The 18,602-nt window shown below is 67.8% G+C and carries 14 protein-coding genes; 5 read left to right on the top strand and 9 right to left on the bottom strand.

Features of this window, described 5'->3' with window-relative positions; all coding sequences use genetic code 11:
- The first annotated feature begins 211 nt into the window (after positions 1 to 211).
- Positions 212 to 6,067 carry an Ig-like domain-containing protein gene (locus tag AC5RVV_RS14135; RefSeq protein ID WP_494002026.1) on the top strand — a complete coding sequence of 1,952 codons (5,856 nt, stop codon included), beginning with the start codon at positions 212 to 214 and terminating at the stop codon, positions 6,065 to 6,067.
- A gap of 279 nt (positions 6,068 to 6,346) precedes the next feature.
- Here AC5RVV_RS14135 and AC5RVV_RS14130 read toward each other — a convergent pair whose 3' ends face one another.
- The 3 genes from AC5RVV_RS14130 to AC5RVV_RS14120 form a co-directional block, all read right to left on the bottom strand.
- The gene (locus tag AC5RVV_RS14130) at positions 6,347 to 7,153 is read right to left on the bottom strand and encodes a carbon-nitrogen hydrolase family protein (protein WP_494002025.1); all 807 of its coding nucleotides are present in this window, start codon (positions 7,151 to 7,153) and stop codon (positions 6,347 to 6,349) included.
- A gap of 260 nt (positions 7,154 to 7,413) precedes the next feature.
- A complete protein-coding gene (locus AC5RVV_RS14125; protein WP_494002024.1) occupies positions 7,414 to 8,811 on the bottom strand; it encodes a pyridoxal phosphate-dependent decarboxylase family protein in 1,398 nt (465 codons plus the stop codon).
- 289 nt (positions 8,812 to 9,100) lie between these two features.
- The gene (locus AC5RVV_RS14120) at positions 9,101 to 10,390 is read right to left on the bottom strand and encodes an adenylosuccinate synthase (RefSeq protein WP_493977214.1); all 1,290 of its coding nucleotides are present in this window, start codon (positions 10,388 to 10,390) and stop codon (positions 9,101 to 9,103) included.
- A gap of 508 nt (positions 10,391 to 10,898) precedes the next feature.
- Here AC5RVV_RS14120 and AC5RVV_RS14115 point away from each other — a divergent pair.
- The gene (locus AC5RVV_RS14115; protein WP_494002023.1) at positions 10,899 to 11,762 is read left to right on the top strand and encodes a DUF72 domain-containing protein; all 864 of its coding nucleotides are present in this window, start codon (positions 10,899 to 10,901) and stop codon (positions 11,760 to 11,762) included.
- An 87-nt stretch (positions 11,763 to 11,849) separates the two neighbouring features.
- On the opposite strand, the gene AC5RVV_RS14110 is transcribed toward AC5RVV_RS14115, so the two are convergent.
- Together AC5RVV_RS14110 and AC5RVV_RS14105 are read right to left on the bottom strand one after the other, a co-directional pair.
- Positions 11,850 to 12,470 carry a thymidine kinase gene (locus tag AC5RVV_RS14110; protein WP_494002022.1) on the bottom strand — a complete coding sequence of 207 codons (621 nt, stop codon included), beginning with the start codon at positions 12,468 to 12,470 and terminating at the stop codon, positions 11,850 to 11,852.
- Between the two features lie 204 nt (positions 12,471 to 12,674).
- The gene (locus tag AC5RVV_RS14105; RefSeq protein ID WP_494002021.1) at positions 12,675 to 13,103 is read right to left on the bottom strand and encodes an SRPBCC family protein; all 429 of its coding nucleotides are present in this window, start codon (positions 13,101 to 13,103) and stop codon (positions 12,675 to 12,677) included.
- A gap of 106 nt (positions 13,104 to 13,209) precedes the next feature.
- On the opposite strand from AC5RVV_RS14105, the gene AC5RVV_RS14100 reads away from it, so the two are divergent.
- Positions 13,210 to 13,503 (top strand): ArsR/SmtB family transcription factor, encoded by a 294-nt coding sequence (locus AC5RVV_RS14100; protein WP_494002020.1) that lies wholly within the window; start codon positions 13,210 to 13,212, stop codon positions 13,501 to 13,503.
- Positions 13,500 to 13,892 (top strand): VOC family protein, encoded by a 393-nt coding sequence (locus AC5RVV_RS14095; protein WP_494002019.1) that lies wholly within the window; start codon positions 13,500 to 13,502, stop codon positions 13,890 to 13,892. The genes AC5RVV_RS14100 and AC5RVV_RS14095 overlap by 4 nt, the downstream gene beginning before the upstream one ends.
- Positions 13,893 to 13,922: 30 nt before the next feature.
- Here AC5RVV_RS14095 and AC5RVV_RS14090 read toward each other — a convergent pair whose 3' ends face one another.
- The 3 genes from AC5RVV_RS14090 to fbaA form a co-directional block, all read right to left on the bottom strand.
- Entirely contained in the window at positions 13,923 to 14,669 is a 747-nt protein-coding gene (locus tag AC5RVV_RS14090; protein WP_494002018.1) for a cyclodeaminase/cyclohydrolase family protein, read from the bottom strand.
- Positions 14,670 to 14,860: 191 nt separating this feature from the next.
- Positions 14,861 to 15,283, bottom strand: coding sequence for a DUF3151 domain-containing protein (locus AC5RVV_RS14085; RefSeq protein ID WP_494002017.1), 423 nt, complete (start codon positions 15,281 to 15,283; stop codon positions 14,861 to 14,863).
- Positions 15,283 to 16,305, bottom strand: coding sequence for a class II fructose-bisphosphate aldolase (gene fbaA, locus AC5RVV_RS14080; protein WP_493977221.1), 1,023 nt, complete (start codon positions 16,303 to 16,305; stop codon positions 15,283 to 15,285). The genes AC5RVV_RS14085 and fbaA overlap by 1 nt, the downstream gene beginning before the upstream one ends.
- A gap of 186 nt (positions 16,306 to 16,491) precedes the next feature.
- On the opposite strand from fbaA, the gene AC5RVV_RS14075 reads away from it, so the two are divergent.
- A complete protein-coding gene (locus tag AC5RVV_RS14075; protein ID WP_494002016.1) occupies positions 16,492 to 17,574 on the top strand; it encodes an NUDIX domain-containing protein in 1,083 nt (360 codons plus the stop codon).
- Positions 17,575 to 17,852: 278 nt separating this feature from the next.
- Here the strand turns inward: AC5RVV_RS14075 and AC5RVV_RS14070 are convergent, their stop codons facing one another.
- Positions 17,853 to 18,515: a TrmH family RNA methyltransferase gene (locus AC5RVV_RS14070; protein WP_494002341.1), complete on the bottom strand. Its 663-nt coding sequence runs from the start codon at positions 18,513 to 18,515 to the stop codon at positions 17,853 to 17,855.
- Positions 18,516 to 18,602: the final 87 nt, after the last annotated feature.

Here is an 18,602-nt window from a genome sequence, read left to right as displayed (position 1 = left end):
TACTAACGACGGCGGAGGGCCGGCCTGCGCGAGGCCGCGCCCGCCCCGAAAAGCCCGCCCCTTGTCCCCCGGCCTTCCACGTGGAGGCCCGGGGACAAGGGGCGGGTTTTTTCCTGCCCGGAAGTAGACGGAAAGAGCCTTCAAGGATTTCCCCAAGGTCCTCGTCGGATGCTGTGGCCAGCCACACATCACTCGACTAGGGGGAGTCACCGTGTTTACTGCACCAACCGATTTACAACCGAGGAGGGGCACCGAACGTGCCCACAAGGGGAGGCCATCCTTCCCCCGGAAAGTCACGGCCGGGCTCGCCGCGCTGGTGCTGGGCGCGGGCGTGCTGCCCTCCGCCCTCGCCCCCGCGGCGTTGGCAGCGCCGGTAGGCCAAGGCCTGACCCTCAATGCCGGGGACATGCGGTTCATCCTGAAGCAAATTAAGATCGCGGAAAACCACGCCACCAAGGAAGACGCCGAGGGCAAACCCGTGCCGGGCCAGCCGCTCCTCGGCCCCGGCCCCAACCAGATAGCCAATCCGCTGCTGCCCTACGGGCTGCGCACGGTGGACGGGTCCGACAACAACCTGATGCCCAACCAAGGGCACTTCGGCGCCGCCAGCCTGCCCTTCCCGCGGCTGGCAGAACCGGAATGGCGGACCACCGCCGGCGGGCAGTCGTATAAGTCGGTCAATGTTCCGATGATCCGGGACGCGGACCCGCGCTTCGTCAGCAACGTCATCGTGGACCAGACCTCCACCAATCCGGCCGCGATCGCCGCGGCGGGCAAGGCGCACCGGACGGTGAACGACGGCCCCACGGCCGTCCCCTGCGACGACGAGGGGCTGCCCCTGAACTGTGTTCCCGACGGCGAGACACTCGACATCCCGAATGTCACCACCGACTTCGGGCTCTCGCCGCCATACAACGGCTTCTTTGCCCTCTTCGGCCAGTTTTTCGACCACGGGATCGACTTCACCAAGAAGACCAGCAACGTCGTCATGATGCCGCTGGCCAAGGACGATCCGCTGTACGTCGAGGGATCGCCCACGAACTTCATGCTGCTCAACCGGGCGGAGAACCAGCCCGGACCCGACGGCAAGCTCGGCACCGACGACGACGTCCAGGACGCCACGAACACGGACTCTCCGTGGGTTGACCAGAGCCAGACCTACTCCTCGAATCCGTCCCATCACGTCTTTCTCCGGGAGTACGAGCTCAACGAGGACGGCGACCCGGTCTCGACCGGCGAACTGGCCGAAGGCGAACCCGGCGGCATGGCCACCTGGGCGGACATCAAGGCACAGGCCGAGTCCATGCTCGGCCTGAAGCTCTCCGACGCCGACGTCGTGAACATCCCGATGCTGGCCACCGACCAGTACGGGCGCTTCCTGCGCGGCCCCAACGGGCTGCCGCAGTACATCACGCAGGACAAGCAGTTCGTGGAAGGGAACCTGGAGAACCCCGTCGCGCCGCCGGCGGATGTCCAGCGGATCGGCATCGCGTTCCTGGACGACATCTCCCACTTCGCGGCACCGTTCGACTCGCGGGGCGCGGCCCTGACACCCGACGGGGACGGCGGCATCACGCCCACCAGCGGCCGGCAGGACCCGGGCACCTACGACGACGAAATGCTCGACGCGCACTTCGTTGGCGGCGACGGCCGCCTGAACGAGAACATCGGCCTCACCGCCGTCCACCAGGTCTTCCACTCGGAGCACAACCGGCTGGTCACCTACATGGAAGAACTGCTGACGTCCCTGAACCTGGACCTGAACGAGTGGAAGCTGCCCAACGGCGAATGGAACGGGGAGCGCCTCTTCCAGGCCGCACGGTTCGTGACGGAGATGGAGTACCAGCACATCGTCTTCGAGGACTTCGCTCGCAAGATCCAGCCGGGCATCAATCCGTTCAACGTCTTCACCCAGTCGGACACGGCCATCGACCCGGCGATCGAGGCGGAGTTCGCCCACGCGACCTACCGGTTCGGTCACTCCATGCTGACGGACACCGTGGATCGGAAGACCAACAGCGGAGCGGACATCGGCCTCCCGCTGCTGGACGCGTTCCTGAATCCGCCGGCCTACTACGCCAACGGGAACAGCACGATGACCCCGGAGCAGGCGGCGGGCGCGATCGCGATGGGCATGACCGACCAGGTGGGCGCAGAGCTCGACGAGTTCGTCACCGACACGCTGCGCAACAGCGTGCTCGGGCTGCCCCTGGACCTGGCCGCGCTCAACATCGCCCGCGGCCGGGAGACCGGCGTCCCGGCGCTGAACAATTTCCGCAAGGACCTCTACGCGAAGACCAGCGAGTCGTCCCTGAAGCCCTACAGCAGCTGGGTGGACTTCGGGCAGGCGCTGAAGCATCCGGATTCGGTGGTCAACTTTATGGCCGCTTACGGCACGCACCCCAGCATCACCGGGGCGACGAGCATCGAGGCCAAGCGCGCGGCGGCGCAGAAACTCTTCGACATGAGCCCCGACCCGGCGGCCGAAACTCCGGCCGATGCCTACGATTTCGTCAACAGCAACGGGGAGTGGGAGAACGACGGCGCCGCCTCCAGGACCGGTTTGGACACGGTCGATCTGTGGGTGGGGGGCCTGGCCGAAGCCCAGAATCTCTTCGGCGGGCTGCTCGGCTCCACCTTCAACTACATCTTCGAACGCCAGATGACGGACCTGCAGGACGGTGACCGTCTCTACTACCTGTCCCGCACCTCGGGCCTGAACCTGCGGGCCCAGCTCGAAGGCAACTCCATGGCCGAGCTGGTGATGCGCAATACCGACGCTTCCGCGCTCAAGGCCGACGTCTTCGGCGTCGCCGACTGTGAGTTCGAGATGGGCAACATCACCGGCACCACGGGCAACAATGTGGCCGATGATCCCGCCTCGGCCTGCGACGAGTCAGCACTGCTGCTCCGCATGGCGGACGGCACCATCCGCTACCGCGTCTCCAACAGCGTGGACCGCCCGGGCCTCAACGCCCAGGCGACCTACAACGGCAAGGACGATGCCGGCGGCGCAGACGGGACGGACCGGATCTGGGCCGGCGTCGACAACGACACCGTCTGGGGCAACGGCGGCAGTGACATCATCGAAGGCAACGACGGCGCGGACACCCTCCTGGGCGGCGCCGGCAACGATCGGATCACCGACTCCCACGGGGACGACGTGATCAAGGGCGGGCCGGGCAACGACGCGATGGACGCCGGTCCCGGACTCGACGGGATCATGTCCGGCGACGGAGACGACTTCTCCAACGGCGGGCTCAACGGCAACCAGACCTTCGCCGGCGAGGGCAATGACCTCGTGATAGCCGGCGACGGACCGGACACGGTGTTCGGCGGCGGCGGCGATGACTGGCAAGAAGGCGGCAACGCGAACGACCTGCTCCAGGGCGACAGCGGTGCCCCGTTCTTCGACGACATCAACAACCCCGGCCACGACGTCCTCATCGGCGACAGCGGCGAGGACGACTACGATGCCGAGGGCGGTAACGACGTCATGGTCGCCGGTCCCGGGATCGAGCGCAATCACGGCGTCTACGGCTTCGACTGGGTGACCCACGCCCGGTCGGTCGAAGCAGCCGATTCCGATATGCGCATGATCGTCGTGGAGGGTCCGAACGCGCTCAAGGACCGGTTCCTGCTGGTCGAGGCCCTCTCCGGCTGGGACAAGGACGACGTCTTGCGCGGCGATGACGTGATTCCGGCCGAGCCCGACAACGAGGTGGCGGTCCCCGGCCTCAGCAATGTGCTGGACGCCGAGGGCATCAAGCGGATTACCGGCCTGGCCGAGCTGCTGCCCGCCGGTGCCACCGAGTTCGGCGCCGGCAACATCATCATCGGCGGCTCCGGGAGCGACCAGATCTGGGGCAACGGCGCGGATGACGTCATCGACGGCGACAAGTGGCTGAACGTGCGGCTCAGCGTACGCGACGCTCAGGGCGCTGAACTGCGGTCAGTCACCAGCCTGAAGACCATCCAGGCCGATATTATGGCCGGCCGGATCGACCCGGGCGACGTCGCCATCGTGCGGGAAATTCTCAACAGTGCGGCTTCGACCGACGTCGACACCGCCAACTTCTCCGGCGCGCTCGATGAATACGACATCACCACCGTCGACGGAGTCACGACCGTCGCGCACGTCCGCGGCGGCGGGGACGACGGCACCGACACCATCACCAATGTCGAGCGCCTCCGGTTTGCCGACCAGACCATCGAGCTGACGGATACCGAAGCCCCCACGGTGACGGACCGCGCTCCTGCTGACGGGGCAACCGGCGTGGCCGTCGGGGTCGACATCACGGCAACCTTCAGCGAGGACGTCCAGGGGATCTCCGGGACGACGGCCACGCTGACGGCCGCGGAAGCAACGGCACCGACCGCCGCCACCGTGACCTACGATCCGGTGACCCGAACGGCGACGCTCGACCCGGTGGCGGACCTGGCGATCGACACGGTCTACACCGTTGCGCTCACCAGCGGCATCCGGGACGCGGCGGGCAACCCACTCGCTGCCACCAGCTGGTCGTTCACCACTGCCGGACCGGCTCCATCGGTGACCGGGCGCAGCCCGGACGCGGACGCCACGAACGTGGCCACCAACAGCAACATCACCGCCACCTTCAGCGAACCGGTGACCGGAGTCGACGGCACCACCTTCCGGGTCACCAACGCGGCCGGCACGGCAGTGACCGCAACCGTCAGCTACGACGACGCGACCCGCACGGCTACCTTCGACCCCGCCAATCTGCTGGCCAACCGCACCTATACCGTGCAGCTGACCGGCGGCATCCGGGATCTGCAGGGCAATGCCCTGCCGGCCACTACGTGGAACTTCTCCACCGAGGCCGCACTGGTTATCACCGAACGGACGCCGGCGGCGAACGCCACCGACGTGGCCACCAACAGCAACATCACCGCCACGTTCAGCAAACCGGTCACCGGAGTCGACGGCACCACCTTCCGGGTCACCAACGCGGCCGGCACGGCAGTGACCGCAACCGTCAGCTACGACGACGCGACCCGGACGGCTACCCTCGACCCCGCCAACCTGCTGGCCAACCGCACCTACACGGTGCAGCTGACCGGCGGCATCCGGGACCTTTCGGGTAACGCGATCACGGCCACCACGTGGAGCTTCACCACCGAGGCCGCACCGGTTATCACCGAACGGACCCCGGCGGCGAACGCCACCAACGTGGCCACCAACAGCAACATCACCGCCACGTTCAGCAAACCGGTCACCGGAGTCAACGGCACCGCCTTCCGGGTCACCAACGCGGCCGGCACGGCAGTGACCGCAACCGTCAGCTACGACGACGCGACCCGGACGGCTACCCTCGACCCCGCCAACCTGCTGGCCAACCGCACCTACACGGTGCAGCTGACCGGCGGCATCCGGGACCTTTCGGGTAACCCGATCACGGCCACCACCTGGAGCTTCTCCACCGAAGCCGCACCGGCCATCGCCGGAAGGACCCCGGCGGTGAACGGCACCAACGTGGCCACCAATGGGAACCTGACGGTGACGTTCAGCGAACCGGTCCGAGGCGTCAGCACCAGCACGGTCACGCTGAAGACCGCCGCAGGCACGGTTGTACCGGCGACGGTCAGCTACAACTCTGCGAAGCGCACGGTCACCGTGACTCCCACGGCGATTTTGCCGAGCAGCACCCGCTTCACGGTGAGCCTCAGCAACGGCATCACGGACGTCAACGGCAACCGCCTGGCGGCCTCCAGCTGGAGCTTCACGACGGAAAGCCGCCCCACGGTGTCCAAGCGGACGCCGGCAGCCGGAGCCACGTCGGTCAGCCGGAGCGGCAACGTGTACGTGAAGTTCAGCGAGGCTGTCTCCGGAGTCAGCGGGTCCAGCTTCAAGCTGGTCGACAGCAAGGGCAAGACCGTTTCGGCCAGGATCAGCTACAACTCGAGCACCAAGACGGCAACCCTGAACCCGTCGAGCAACCTGAAGGCCAATGCCAGCTACAAGGTTCAGCTGAGCAGCAGCATCAAGGATGCCTCGGGCAACCGGCTGTCGGCCACCAACTGGTCCTTTCGGACCGGACGGTAAATAACCGCCTCAACCAGTAAGAGTCCAGGCTTCGGAGAAATCCGGGGCCTGGACTCTTTTCGCACCCACGAGCCGGAGGCTCACCGCCGCCAACACATCACGGCCACTGGGTGACAGAAGCCGCGCCAGAGCTTGTTGGGGGGTTAAGCTCTGGCGCGGCTTCCTCATCTACGTAATCGCGGCCGGATACGGAAAAGTTACGGGTTGGGAGAAAACTTTCTCGAAAATATTTTCGGCCGCCCCCGGCCGCCCCCCCCTGCCGCCGCCCGACCCGCAGCATCAGTGCGCCGAGACGATCTCCACCGTGCTGGTGAGCCGCCGGTTTTTCAGCACCGGCAAAAACTCGCGCACTTCGTCGATCCGGCGCCTGGTCACGTCAACGGTGACCACGCCGCGGAGTTCGTCGTCCAGGAAGCCCTTCGGGATGCCCATCGGGTCCAAAATCGCCGAATGGCCCACGGTGCTGGTGCTCGACGTGCCGGCCGCGGCCACCCAGCAGGTGTTCTCGATGGCACGGGCGCGCAGCAGCGTTTCCCAGTGGTCGATCTTGTGGTCACCCTTGAACCAGGCGGCCGGCACGCACAGTACGTCGGCGCCCTCCGATGCCAGCGCGCGGGCGAGCTCGGGGAATCGGAGGTCGTAGCAGGTGAGCACCCCGAAGTTCAGGTCGCCCAGCTGCACGATCTTCAGGCCGCCGTCGCCGGGCTTGATGCGCTTGGACTCCTGATACGAAAACGCGTCGTAGAGGTGAAGCTTGCGGTAAGTGTCGACGATCCGGCCGGTGGCGTCGACGATCACCAGCGTGTTGTACGGCCGTTCCTCGCCGCTGGATTCGTAGCCGCCGGCGATGATCGCGATGCCGACTTCGGCGGCGATGAAGGACAGCTGCTGCACGAACTTGGTCCAGTTGGCGTCCACGGCCGCGGCCAGGTCGCCCTCGACGTGGCGCACGGTGAACATCGATTCCTCCGGAAACACGACCAGCTCGGCGCCGTCGGCCTTGGCTTCTTCCGCGAGCGAGCGCACCGTCTGGAGGTTCTCGGTCACGTCCCCGCTGGGGTTAAGCTGTCCGACGCTGATCTTCATGATGCGCTCCCGTCTTGATGGCGGTGTATGTCCTTCCAGCCTACCTAAGACCAACTCGCCGGGCGCTTCGAGGAACGCGGAGGATTCACAGCCCGACGGCGGCGCTTCGAGGAACGCAGAGGATCCATAGCCCGACGGCGGCGCACCGGCTCAGTGGTTACCGGCGCCACCCCTTTTGCTGACTCGCGGAGTGCCCCGGCAATCCGGGCCTGCCCTGCAATGCCGGCGGCTTGCCGAGTTATCCGGCACTCCGGTCGGCGTCAGCGGCTAGCGGCGCAGCGCAGGATCGCCTCGACGGAGCGGTCGGCGTCTTCTTCCGTGGTGGACCAGTTGCTGACGCTGATCCGCATGGCGGCCTGGCCGTGCCACGTGGTCCCCGAGAGCCAGAGTGTTCCGTCCTCCTGCACCCGGCGGACCACCTCGCGGGTGAAGTCGTCCGGGTCCGAGCCGTCCTCCGGCGTGAACCGGACCAGCACCTGGTTGAGCACCACCTCGTTGAGGATCTGCACGCCGTCCGCCTCGGCCAGCCGCCTGGCCATCCGCGATGCCAGCGAACAGCAGCGCCCCACGAGGTCCGCCACCCCCTCGCGGCCGAGCGTCCGCAGCGCGGCGTAGGCCGGGAAGCCGCGGGCACGGCGGGAGAACTCCGGCACCCACGCAACCTCGTCCCGTTCGGCCCCGTACTCCAGGTAGGCGGCATGCGGCGGGGACATGGTGCGCTGGTGCACCTCGGCGTCGCGGACAATGGCGACGCCGGAGTCGTACGGGACGTTGAGCCACTTGTGCGCGTCGGTGGCCCACGAGTCGGCCAGGTCCACGCCGTCGAGCAGGTGCCGGTGCTCCGGGCTGGCGGCTGCCCACAGCCCGAACGCGCCGTCGACATGGATCCAGGCGCCGTCCCGGCGTCGTACACGGTCCACCGCCGGCCGCATGGGATCGAAGGACCCGGTGTTCACATTGCCGGCCTGCAGGTTGACGATCAGCGGCATGTCGGCGGGAATCCGGTCCAACACGGCGTCGAGCGAGTCCAGCGTGATGCGGCCCTGCGCGTCGGTGGCCACCGAGTAGACCCTGCGGCGACCCAAGCCCAGGTACTGCAGCGCGGTCAGCACGGTGCTGTGGGCTTCTTCCCCTACGACGACGGCGATCTCCGGCGCGCCGAACAGGCCGTCGCCCACCACGTCCCAGCCCATCCGTTCCAGCACTGCCGTCCGTGCCGCAGCCAGGCAGGTGAAGTGGGCCATCTGGCAGCCGGTCACCAGGCCGAAGCCGGAATCCGCGGGCAGCCCGAACAGGTCCAGCAGCCAGGCGCCCACTGCCTCTTCCACCACGGAGGCGGCCGGGCCGGCCACATACAGCCCGGCGTTTTGGTCCCAGGTGGAGGTCAGCCAGTCGGCGGCGAGCGCTGCGGGCTGGGCGCCGCCAATCACGAAGCCGAAGTAACGCGGACCTGCCATCGCCACGGCAGCCCGCCCGCCGACGTCGGCCAGGTGCTCAATGACCGCCTGCGGATCTTCGCCCTGCCGCGGCAGTTTTCCCGCCAGCTCGCGGCGCAGGGCATCCACATCCAGCCCCGATTTCACGGGTCGTCCGGGCAGGGATTGCAGGTATTTTGCCGCCAGCTCGGCCGTGCGGTGGAGAAGTTCGTCGTCCGCCATGACGAGCATGTTACGCCGCGGCCCTGCCCCGCGACAGGCGGGGGCAGGAACACGCTTGCCGCGAAGACATCCCGTAGCCAGCAGGGCAGATCCCGGCACTCATGGGCCGGCCAGGATGGCGTCGGCGATCCGCGGCCCGAGGCGGGCGCAGGGGCGCGGACATCGCTGCCCGGGCCCCCGCCGTCGTCATCTGTTGGTGTCCGTTGAGGCCTTAGCCCCGCGCCCCGCCGTCGTCATCCAGCGGTGACGGCCCGACGGCGAACCGGACGCACCGCCGTCGTTGGTCCTGCTATTCGCTGATCAGGTCCCGCACCACGATGGTCTGGTCGCGGTCCGGGCCAACGCCGATGGCGGAGAACCGGGTGCCGGAGAGCTTTTCGAGCGCCAGCACGTAGTTGCGGGCATTCTCCGGCAGGTCTTCCAGGGTCCTGGCGCCGGTGATGTCCTCGGTCCAGCCCTCGAAGTACTCGAAGATCGGCTTGGCGTGGTGGAACTCGGTCTGGGTCATCGGCATCTCGTCGTGCCGGATGCCGTCCACGTCGTAGGCGACGCAGACCGGGATCTGTTCGATGCCGGTGAGGACGTCCAACTTGGTCACGAAGTAGTCCGTGAAGCCGTTGACCCGGGCGGCGTGGCGGGCCAGCACGGCGTCGTACCAGCCGCAGCGCCGCGGCCGGCCGGTGTTCACGCCGAACTCCCCGCCCTTTTTCTGCAGGTACTCGCCCATGTCGTCGAACAGCTCGGTGGGGAACGGACCGGCGCCCACGCGGGTGGTGTACGCCTTGATGATGCCCACGGCACGGTTGATCCGGGTGGGCCCGATGCCCGAGCCCACGGACGCGCCGCCGGCGGTCGGGTTGGAGGAGGTCACGAACGGGTAGGTGCCGTGGTCCACGTCCAGGAAGGTGGCTTGGCCGCCCTCCATCAGCACGACCTTGCCCTCGTCCAGCGCCTTGTTCAGCACGTAGGTGGAGTCGATGACCATCGGGCGCAGCCGCTCGGCGAAGGAGAGGAAGTACTCGACGACCTCCTCAACGTGCACGTCCCGGCGGTTGTACACCTTGACCAGCAGTTCGTTCTTCTGCCGCAGCGAGCCTTCGACCTTTTGCCGCAGGATCGATTCGTCGAACACGTCTTGGACGCGGATGCCCAACCGGGCCACCTTGTCCATGTAGGCGGGGCCGATGCCGCGGCCGGTGGTGCCGATGGCGCGCTTGCCCAGGAAGCGTTCGGTTACCTTGTCCATGGTCTGGTGGAACGGGGCCACCAGGTGGGCGTTGGCGGAGACGCGCAGCCGCGAGGTGTCCGCGCCGCGGGCCTCGAGCCCGTCGATCTCCTCGAAGAGGGCTTCCAGGTTGACCACGCAGCCGTTGCCAATGATCGGGGTGGCGTTGGGGGACAGGATGCCGGCCGGCAACAGCTTCAGCTCGTACTTCTCCCCGCCGACGACCACGGTGTGCCCGGCGTTGTTGCCGCCGTTCGGCTTAACCACGTAATCCACGCGGCCGCCGAGCAGGTCGGTAGCCTTGCCTTTTCCTTCGTCGCCCCACTGGGCTCCGACGATCACAATTGCTGGCATGGGATCCTCCCCCATTCGATGCGGCGGAAGCCCCGGACAGACTGCACATCAAGGAGCCGCTGCCGCGCATGAGAACGCCCCTCACTCCGGATGGAGTATTTGGGGCTCTTACCCGCCAAGTTTAGCGGATGGGCCTCAGTCGACCGGAATCCGGGCCGTCGGATGCGGTTTTGGGGCCGAAACGGGTGGGTGGTGGCGGACCCTGCGGCTCCTGGGAGCGGGATGTCGCTCGACCGGTCGCGCCTGGAACGCGGCCGCAGCCCTCCGACTCCCCGGGACCCCGACGTCGCTCGGCGTCGCGCCGGGGTCGAAACCGGGACGCCAGATTCGAGTGGTGGGAAGATGCAGCGAAACCGGGCGTTTGGCTGCATCTTCTCGCCACTCGATGCGGCCATGGCTCTCGTGCCCGGTTGCGGCAGCACTTCAAGGATGCACAACGCCCCACAGCACGACTTCGGAGCGCGGCCTGCTCTGGCCTGCACCGCCGGGGCCGGGTAGCGTGCGGGACATGGCCGCCTCTCAACCGATGGCACGGATCGGCATTTCCGGCTGGCGATACCCGCGCTGGCGCGGCACGTTCTACCCGAAGGGCCTGCCCCAGCGCCGCGAGCTGGAGTATGCCTCCGGCCACCTGAATTCAGTCGAAATCAATGGCACGTTCTATTCGCTGCAGCGCCCCTCCAGCTTCCGGCAGTGGCACGCCGAGACGCCTCCGGACTTCGTGTTCGCGGTCAAGGGCGGGCGGTACATCACCCACATGAAGGGCCTGAAGGACGTCCGGGACGCCTTGGCGAATTTCTACGCATCGGGGGTGCTGGGCCTGGGCGAGAAGCTCGGACCGTTTCTGTGGCAGCTGCCCGAACGCGCCAACTACGACGCCGAGGTGATGGAGAAGTTCTTGGTCCAGCTGCCGCGCAGCACGCACGCGGCCGCCGCCTTGGCTGCCGGGCACACCGAACTGATGAAGGACAGGACTTGGATCCCCGACGACGGCGCCGACCGGCCGCTGCGCCACGCCCTCGAGATCCGCAGCACCACGTTCATCAACGAGGAGTTCTACGACCAGCTGCGCCGGCACAACACGGCCCTGGTGCTGGCCGACAGCGCCGGAAAGTGGCCGATGCTGGACGAGATCACGGCCGACTTCGCCTACGTCCGGCTGCACGGAAAGGACGAACTCTACGTCAGCGGCTACCGGGACGCAGACCTGGACCGGCTGGCCTCGATGGTCACCGGATGGCTGGACGGTTCGGGCTGCCCCGACGGCGCGGGCCGGGATGCCTACGTGTACTTCGACAACGACGTCAAGGTCCACGCACCGTTCAACGCGATCGGGCTGGCCGAACGGCTGGGTATTCCAGCCGGCACGTGACCCGGGGCTGCGCCGACACGTGCCCGCTCACGGAGATCCTCCGCTGCCCGGGTCTGCACATGGACTGCGGCCGGCCGCCGTCAAACGCTAGAGCGCGCCGCCGGAGGCCTCGAGGTAGCAGGTGCCGCAGAGCGATTCATACCAGACGTCCTCGCCGTCAATGGCGACCTGCTCGCCGTCGAACACAATCTCCCCGCCCACGCGGCGAGTGTTGAAGACTGCCTTGCGCCCGCAGCGGCATATGGTCTTCAGCTCCTCGAGGGAGTGCGAGATTTCCAGGAGCCTCCGGGCCCCCGGGAAGGCCTGGGTGCGGAAGTCGGTGCGGATGCCGTAGGCCAGCACCGGCACGTTGTCCATCACCGCGATGCGGAACAGGTCGTCGATCTGTTCCGGTTCCAGGAATTGGGCCTCGTCCACCAGCAGGCACGCCACCGGCTGCATATCCACATGTTCCAGGAGGGCTTCGGGGTCCTCGCCCGCGGCCACCCGGCCGAAGTGTTGGCGCACGGATTCACCCGGACGGATCAGGAAGTCCACGTCCCGGGCCATGCCCAGCCGGGAGACGATCTTGCTGTCCCCCTTGGTGTCCATCTGCGGCTTGGCCAGCAGTACGCGCTGCCCGCGCTCCTCGTAGTTGAAGGCTACTTGGAGCAGTCCGGTGGATTTGCCGGAGTTCATCGCCCCGTAGCGGAAGTAGAGCTTGGCCAACGCAGTCCTTTCAAGCGGTCCCAGCAGTCGATTCTACTGAGCCGGAAGCCGGGTGGGCGGCAGCAAGGGCGGCGCGCGGCTCCCCCGCAGCGCTCCGGGGTGGATCGCGGTGCAGCTTCATCGCAGCGCACGACCGGGACCCCGCGGCTCCCGCCATAGACACGACCGGAGTCAACGTGGCTCCCGCGAAGGACACGACCGGGATCACGGCGCAGCTTCCGCAAATCGCTTGAAGTCGGCCAGTTGGCCGGAGTCGGCCTCGGCGATCGCCCGCCGGATCTGTTCTGCCATGGCGGCTAACTCCTCGCTCACCACGACGTCGGCGGTCAGCGTCAGCCGGGTCGCCCCGGCCTCTCCGTCCAGTTCATAGCGGTAGTCGGCCCGCACGTCCCCCTGCGAGGAGGTGATGGTGATGCTGCGGCCGACGTCGAGCTCGGTCACCGTGCTGCTGCGGTTGTGCCCCTGGGAGCGGAAGCTGATGGATTGGCCGACTGCCAGCGGTCCCTCGGCGTGCATCTCGTTCACGCCGGGCATCCATGTAGGCGCCGCGGCCCAATCCGTCAACAGCGCCCAGGCCCGCGCCGGCGGCACAAAGACCTGCTCGGAGACCGTGAATGCCGTGGTCGCACCCATACCTGCATCATGCCTGCCCGGCTGCCGCGGCGAAAGACCACGCGGCCGAGCGCCAAGAAACCCCCCACCCTTGATTGGCAACCTATAGGTTGCCTATTATGGACGGGTGGACACGGTTTTCCAGGCCCTAAGTCATCCGACTAGGCGGATTCTGCTGGACGAACTGGCCGCGCACAACGGCCAGACGCTGTTCGAGCTGACCGTGCGCCTGATCAACAACCACCATCTCGCGATCACCCGTCAGGCTGTCACCAAGCACCTCGCGATCCTGCGAGAGGCCGGCTTGGTGACCGCCAGCAATCGTGGACGCACTACCGTCCACCATCTGAATACTGCCCCGCTCACACCTGCGAGGGAATGGCTAGCCCATCTCCCGCCGTCTTCTAAGGAATCACCATGATCATCACCACCACCAGCGTCTTTGTTGACGACCAGCAGAAAGCCCTGGAGTTCTACACCGAGAAGCTGGGGTTCCAGCTAAAGAACGATGTGCCCGTAGGCGAGGACCGTTGGCTGACTGTTGTCTCACCCTCGGCCCCGGACGGCGTGGAACTGCTCCTGGAACCGTCCGGCCATCCGGCGGTAAAGCCGTTCAAGGAAGCTCTGGTCGCCGACGGCATCCCCTTCAACAGCTTCGGGGTGGACGACGTGCAAGCCGAGTACGAGCGCCTGTCAGCGCTGGGAGTGCAGTTCGTGCAGGAGCCCGCCGACATGGGACCGGTCGTCACGGCCGTGTTTGACGACACCTGCGGCAACCTCCTTCAAATCGCCAGCATGAAGGAGGCGTAGCCGGGGCCGCGCCCTGTCGATGGCGCTCGTTCAGTCCAGGACGCGGCGCCGGACCGACGCTGACAACTCCTCGGCACGGCGCACCACGTCGTCCGCCTTCCGCGTGTGGTCCTGCAGCGACTCCTGGATGGATTCCTCCCGGATGGACGTCAGGTTGGCCTCGACCGTGATCCGCGCCGTCGCCGCGGCGGCTCGCGCCGCTTCGGCGGCCACGGCAATGTCGCTCAGCACGTTGGGATTGCACACGCCCACCAGCTCTGTGCCCAGACGCACGACGGCGGAGGCCAGGTCCAGTTGGGCCCTCGCCGGGAGTGTCGCCTCCACGAGCGACTCCCGGATGGCCGCGCTGCGACGGCTGCGCTCGTCGTCTGTTGTGTTGGGGAGCTTGTAGCAGTCAACGACCCTGCGGAATTTCTCCTCGTCGGACACCGCCGCGTGCACCGCCGCCCGGGTCAGGTCGCCGGCCTCGGCCAGTATGGCCTCCAGGTCCGGATCCGCGCCGGAGCCGGCGGAGGCACCGCCGTCGTTGCGGGCTGAGCCTGTGGAGCGGCCGCTGCGGTCCGTGGCTGAGGAGGCACCGCCGTCGTCGCGCGCCGCACCTGCAGAGGCACCGCCGTCGTTGTTCTTCGCCGCGCTCCGCTCGGTAAACCGCGTCACCATGCCGATCAGCGCCGCCGCCTGCGCCGCGTGGATCGCTCCGACCGCTCCGGCGCCGGGCGTCGGCTGGTTGGAACCGAGCCGCCCCAGGTACTCGTCGATGGTCTCCGATCCGCTCATGCTCCGGCTCCTTCCGTGGATCCTGCGGCCGTGCCGCCGCTGCCTGCTCCCTGTCTGCATCATGCCCAACAACGGGTCGGCAGGAAAGTGCCCGTCGGGCTGGTGTAGGCAGGACAGCCACCACCCGGGCACTGAAAACGGGAGCTGCCGTGCGGCGAGCTCCCGTTTCCCTTCAAGGAATTTGTTGCAGATCAGGCGCCTTCGATGGCCGCCCGGGCGTTCGGGTCGGAGTCGGCCAGGAACTTGCCGATCCGGTCCACTTCTTCCGCCTCGCCGATCGCTCCGGCGGCGCGGCCCAGGGCGTAGAGCGCGCGCAGGAAACCGCGGTTGGGCTCATGCTCCCAGGGGATGGGGCCGGCTCCGCGCCAGCCCGCCCGCCGCAGGGCGTCCAGGCCGCGGTGGTAGCCCACGCGGGCGTAGGCGTACGAGTCGATGGTCCGGCCCTCGGAGTACGCCTCGTCGGCGAGGATCGCCCAGACCAGGGAGGAGGTGGGGAACTTCGCGGCCAGGTCCAAGGCTTCGTCGCCGGCCTCCAACCGGGCCAGGACGTCGGTCTCCTCCGGCAGGTAGGTCGGCTCGGGGCCCAGCAAGTTGGTGCGGAAGGGCTCGGTCATTACTTCACCGACTTTCCGGCCGAGCCCAGGCGCTCGGCGGCCTCCACGACCCGGGCGGCCATCGACTTCTCGGCGGCGGCACCCCAGACACGCGGGTCGTAGGCCTTCTTGTTGCCGACCTCGCCGTCCACCTTCAGCACGCCGTCGTAATTGCTGAACATGTGGCCGGCGACCGGGCGGGTGAAGGCGTACTGGGTATCGGTGTCCACGTTCATCTTGATGACGCCGTAGGCAACGGCGTCGGCGATCTCCTGCTCGGAGGAGCCGGAGCCGCCGTGGAATACCAGGTCAAACGGGTTGGTCTTGCCGATCTTGGCACCGACCTCCGCCTGGATCTGCTTGAGCAGTTCGGGGCGCAGCTTCACGCCGCCCGGCTTGTACACGCCGTGCACGTTGCCGAAGGTCAGGGCGGTGATGTAGCGGCCCTTCTCCCCCGCCCCGAGTGCCTCGATGGTCTTCAGGCCGTCGTCAACCGTGGTGTAGAGCTTTTCGTTGATCTCGTTTTCGACGCCGTCTTCCTCGCCGCCGACGGTGCCGATTTCCACTTCCAGGATGATCTTGGCCGCGGCGGTGCGGGCCAGCAGGTCCTCGGCGATGCGCAGGTTCTCCTCCAGCGTCTCGGCCGAACCGTCCCACATGTGCGACTGGAAGATGGGGTCCTCGCCGCGCTTCACGGCGGCCTCGGACTCGGCCAGCAGCGGCAGCACAAAGCCGTCCAGCTTGTCCTTCGGGCAGTGGTCGGTGTGCAGCGCCACGTTGACCGGGTACTTCTTGGCCACCTCGCGGGCGAAGGCGGCGAAGCCCAGCGAGCCGGCAACCATGTCCTTGACCCCGGCACCGGACCAGTAGGCGGCGCCGCCGGTGGACACCTGGATGATGCCGTCGGACCCGGCGTCCGCGAAACCCTGCAGGGCAGCGTTGAGGGTCTGCGAGGAGGTCACGTTGATCGCAGGGTAGGCGAAGCCGCCTGCCTTGGCGCGGTCGATCATGTCGGCGTAGATCTCAGGGGTTGCAACGGGCATGCTGACTCCTTGGCTAGCGATACGGATTCGAAGGCGTTGCCTCTGAGCCCATCCTATCGACTCGTGTCCGGGCAGCAGTTGCCGCGACAACTGTGAAGCCGGGTTACCCCCCGTCTGCTGGCGGAGTCACGGCTCTGTCGCTCGCTTCCACCTGATCCCGCCCGCCGACCGTGGCAAGCTGGAATCATGACTGAAACCCCTCCGCCATTCCACGGTCCGCGCGATCCCGGCGACGCTTGGGTGGAGGGGCCGGACGGTACCCGGATGTGGGGCCGGTTCGGCTCGGCCGGGCTGCTGGCGGTGGACCGCGAGCGCGGCATCCTGCTCCAGCACCGCGCCCAGTGGAGCCATTTCGGCGGCACCTGGGGAATTCCCGGCGGGGCGAGGCATCAGGGCGAACCGGCCGTCGATGCCGCCCTGCGCGAGGCCAACGAGGAAGCCGACGTCCCGCTCGACGCGCTGGCGCCGCTGTTCACTACCGTCCTGGACCTGGGCTTCTGGTCCTACACAACCGCCGCCGCCAGGACTGTTCGCCCGTTCGAGCCGGAAATCACCGACGCCGAGAGTTTGGCCCTGGCCTGGGTCCCGCTGGACGAAGTGGACCAGTTGCCGCTGCATCCGCACTTCGGCGACGCCTGGCCGCGGCTCCGCACGCTCCTGGAGCACCCGCCGGTGCTTGTCGTCGACGCCGCTAACGTGGTCGGCTCCCGGCCGGACGGCTGGTGGAAGGACCGCCCCGGCGCCACCCGCCGGCTGCTCGCATCGCTGCACGCCACCCTGGCGGCGGGGCTTCCCGCAGCCCTGCTGGAAGTTCCCGCCGGCACCGTGTGGCCGCGCACCGTCGTCGTCCTGGAAGGCGCCGCGAAGGAGGCCGCCCCCGCCGGTCTGGCAAGCCCGGCACTCGCGGGGAGCCCAGACGGGCAGGCACGCCACGTGGACATGGCAAACCCGGATGGGCACGACGGCGGGGCGAACCGGGCACGGGCCGGCGTCGGCACGGACTCCCGGGCGAGCTTCCCGGCGACGGCGCAGGACGGCGAAACAGCAGCCCAGGCCTCGGCAGCGCGCCGCCGAGGGGTGGAGCTGGAAGTGGTGCATGCTGCGGATTCGGGCGACGACGAGATTGTGGCCCAGGTGGAGAAGGCCTTTGGCACGGATCCGGAGGCGCCGGTGACCGTGGTCAGCTCCGACCGCGGGCTGCGCGAGCGGGTTGAAGCCCTCGGCGCCCGGACGGTCCGCGCCGGAGCGTTGCTGGACCTGATCGGCTGACTGCTGGCTCCAGCTCCCGCGCCACTCCTGAAACAGTTGGTGGACGCCGACCGACCGTCGACCGGACCCATCGACATGTTGGGCGCCTTTCCATGATGGGCGCCTTCCCGCGCACTAACTTCCCACGTTTCGACGGGGCCTGAAGCATCGCCGCAGGTCAGGGGCCTGTGGACAAACGAAACGTGGGAAGTTACAGCTAAAGCTGGGAAGTTAGGCGCGGCGGGACAGCGGCGGGACAGCGGCGGGACAACGGCGCACCGCACAGGCGGTCCTTGCCGCTAGACCGGCTGGGCGAAAACGTGGCGCCGGATCCATGCGTGCATCGCGATGGCCGCGGCGGCAGAGGCGTTGATCGACCGGGTCGAGCCGAACTGCGCGATGGACAGCGTGGCGTCGGCTGCGGCGTGCACCTCCGGCGTCAGCCCGGGCCCCTCCTGCCCGAACACCAGCACGGCGTTCTCCGGCAGGTCGTAGGTCTCCAGCGGCACCGAGTCGGGGAAGTTGTCGATCCCGATGATCCGCAGGCCCTCGCCCTGCGCCCACGCCACGAAGTCCTCCACGGTGGGATGGTGCCGGACGTGCTGGTAGCGGTCGGTGACCATCGCGCCGCGCCGGTTCCACCGCCGTCGTCCGATGATGTGCACTTCCTTGGCCAGAAAGGCGTTGGCGCAGCGCACCACCGAGCCGATGTTGAGGTCATGCTGCCAGTTCTCGATGGCCACGTGGAAGTTGTGCCGGCGGGTGTCCAGGTCCGCGACGATCGCCTCGTGCTTCCAGTAGCGGTACTGGTCGGTCACGTTGCGCCGGTCGCCGTCGGCCAGCAGCTGCGGGTCCCAATGGTCGCCATCGGGCAACGGCCCCTCCCACGGTCCGACGCCGATGGCCGGCTCCGGTCCGTCCGCCTCGGAGCCGTTCGGGGCAGCTTCCCGCACGTCGGCCACGGAGCCGTTCGGGGCAGCTTCCCGCGCACCGGTCTCGGAGCCGTTCTGGGCAGCCTCCCGCACCGAGGTTTCGGATCCGTTCTGGGC

Source organism: Arthrobacter sp. MDT2-34-1, from assembly GCF_059091365.1.
This window is presented reverse-complemented; position numbering and strand designations above follow the sequence as displayed.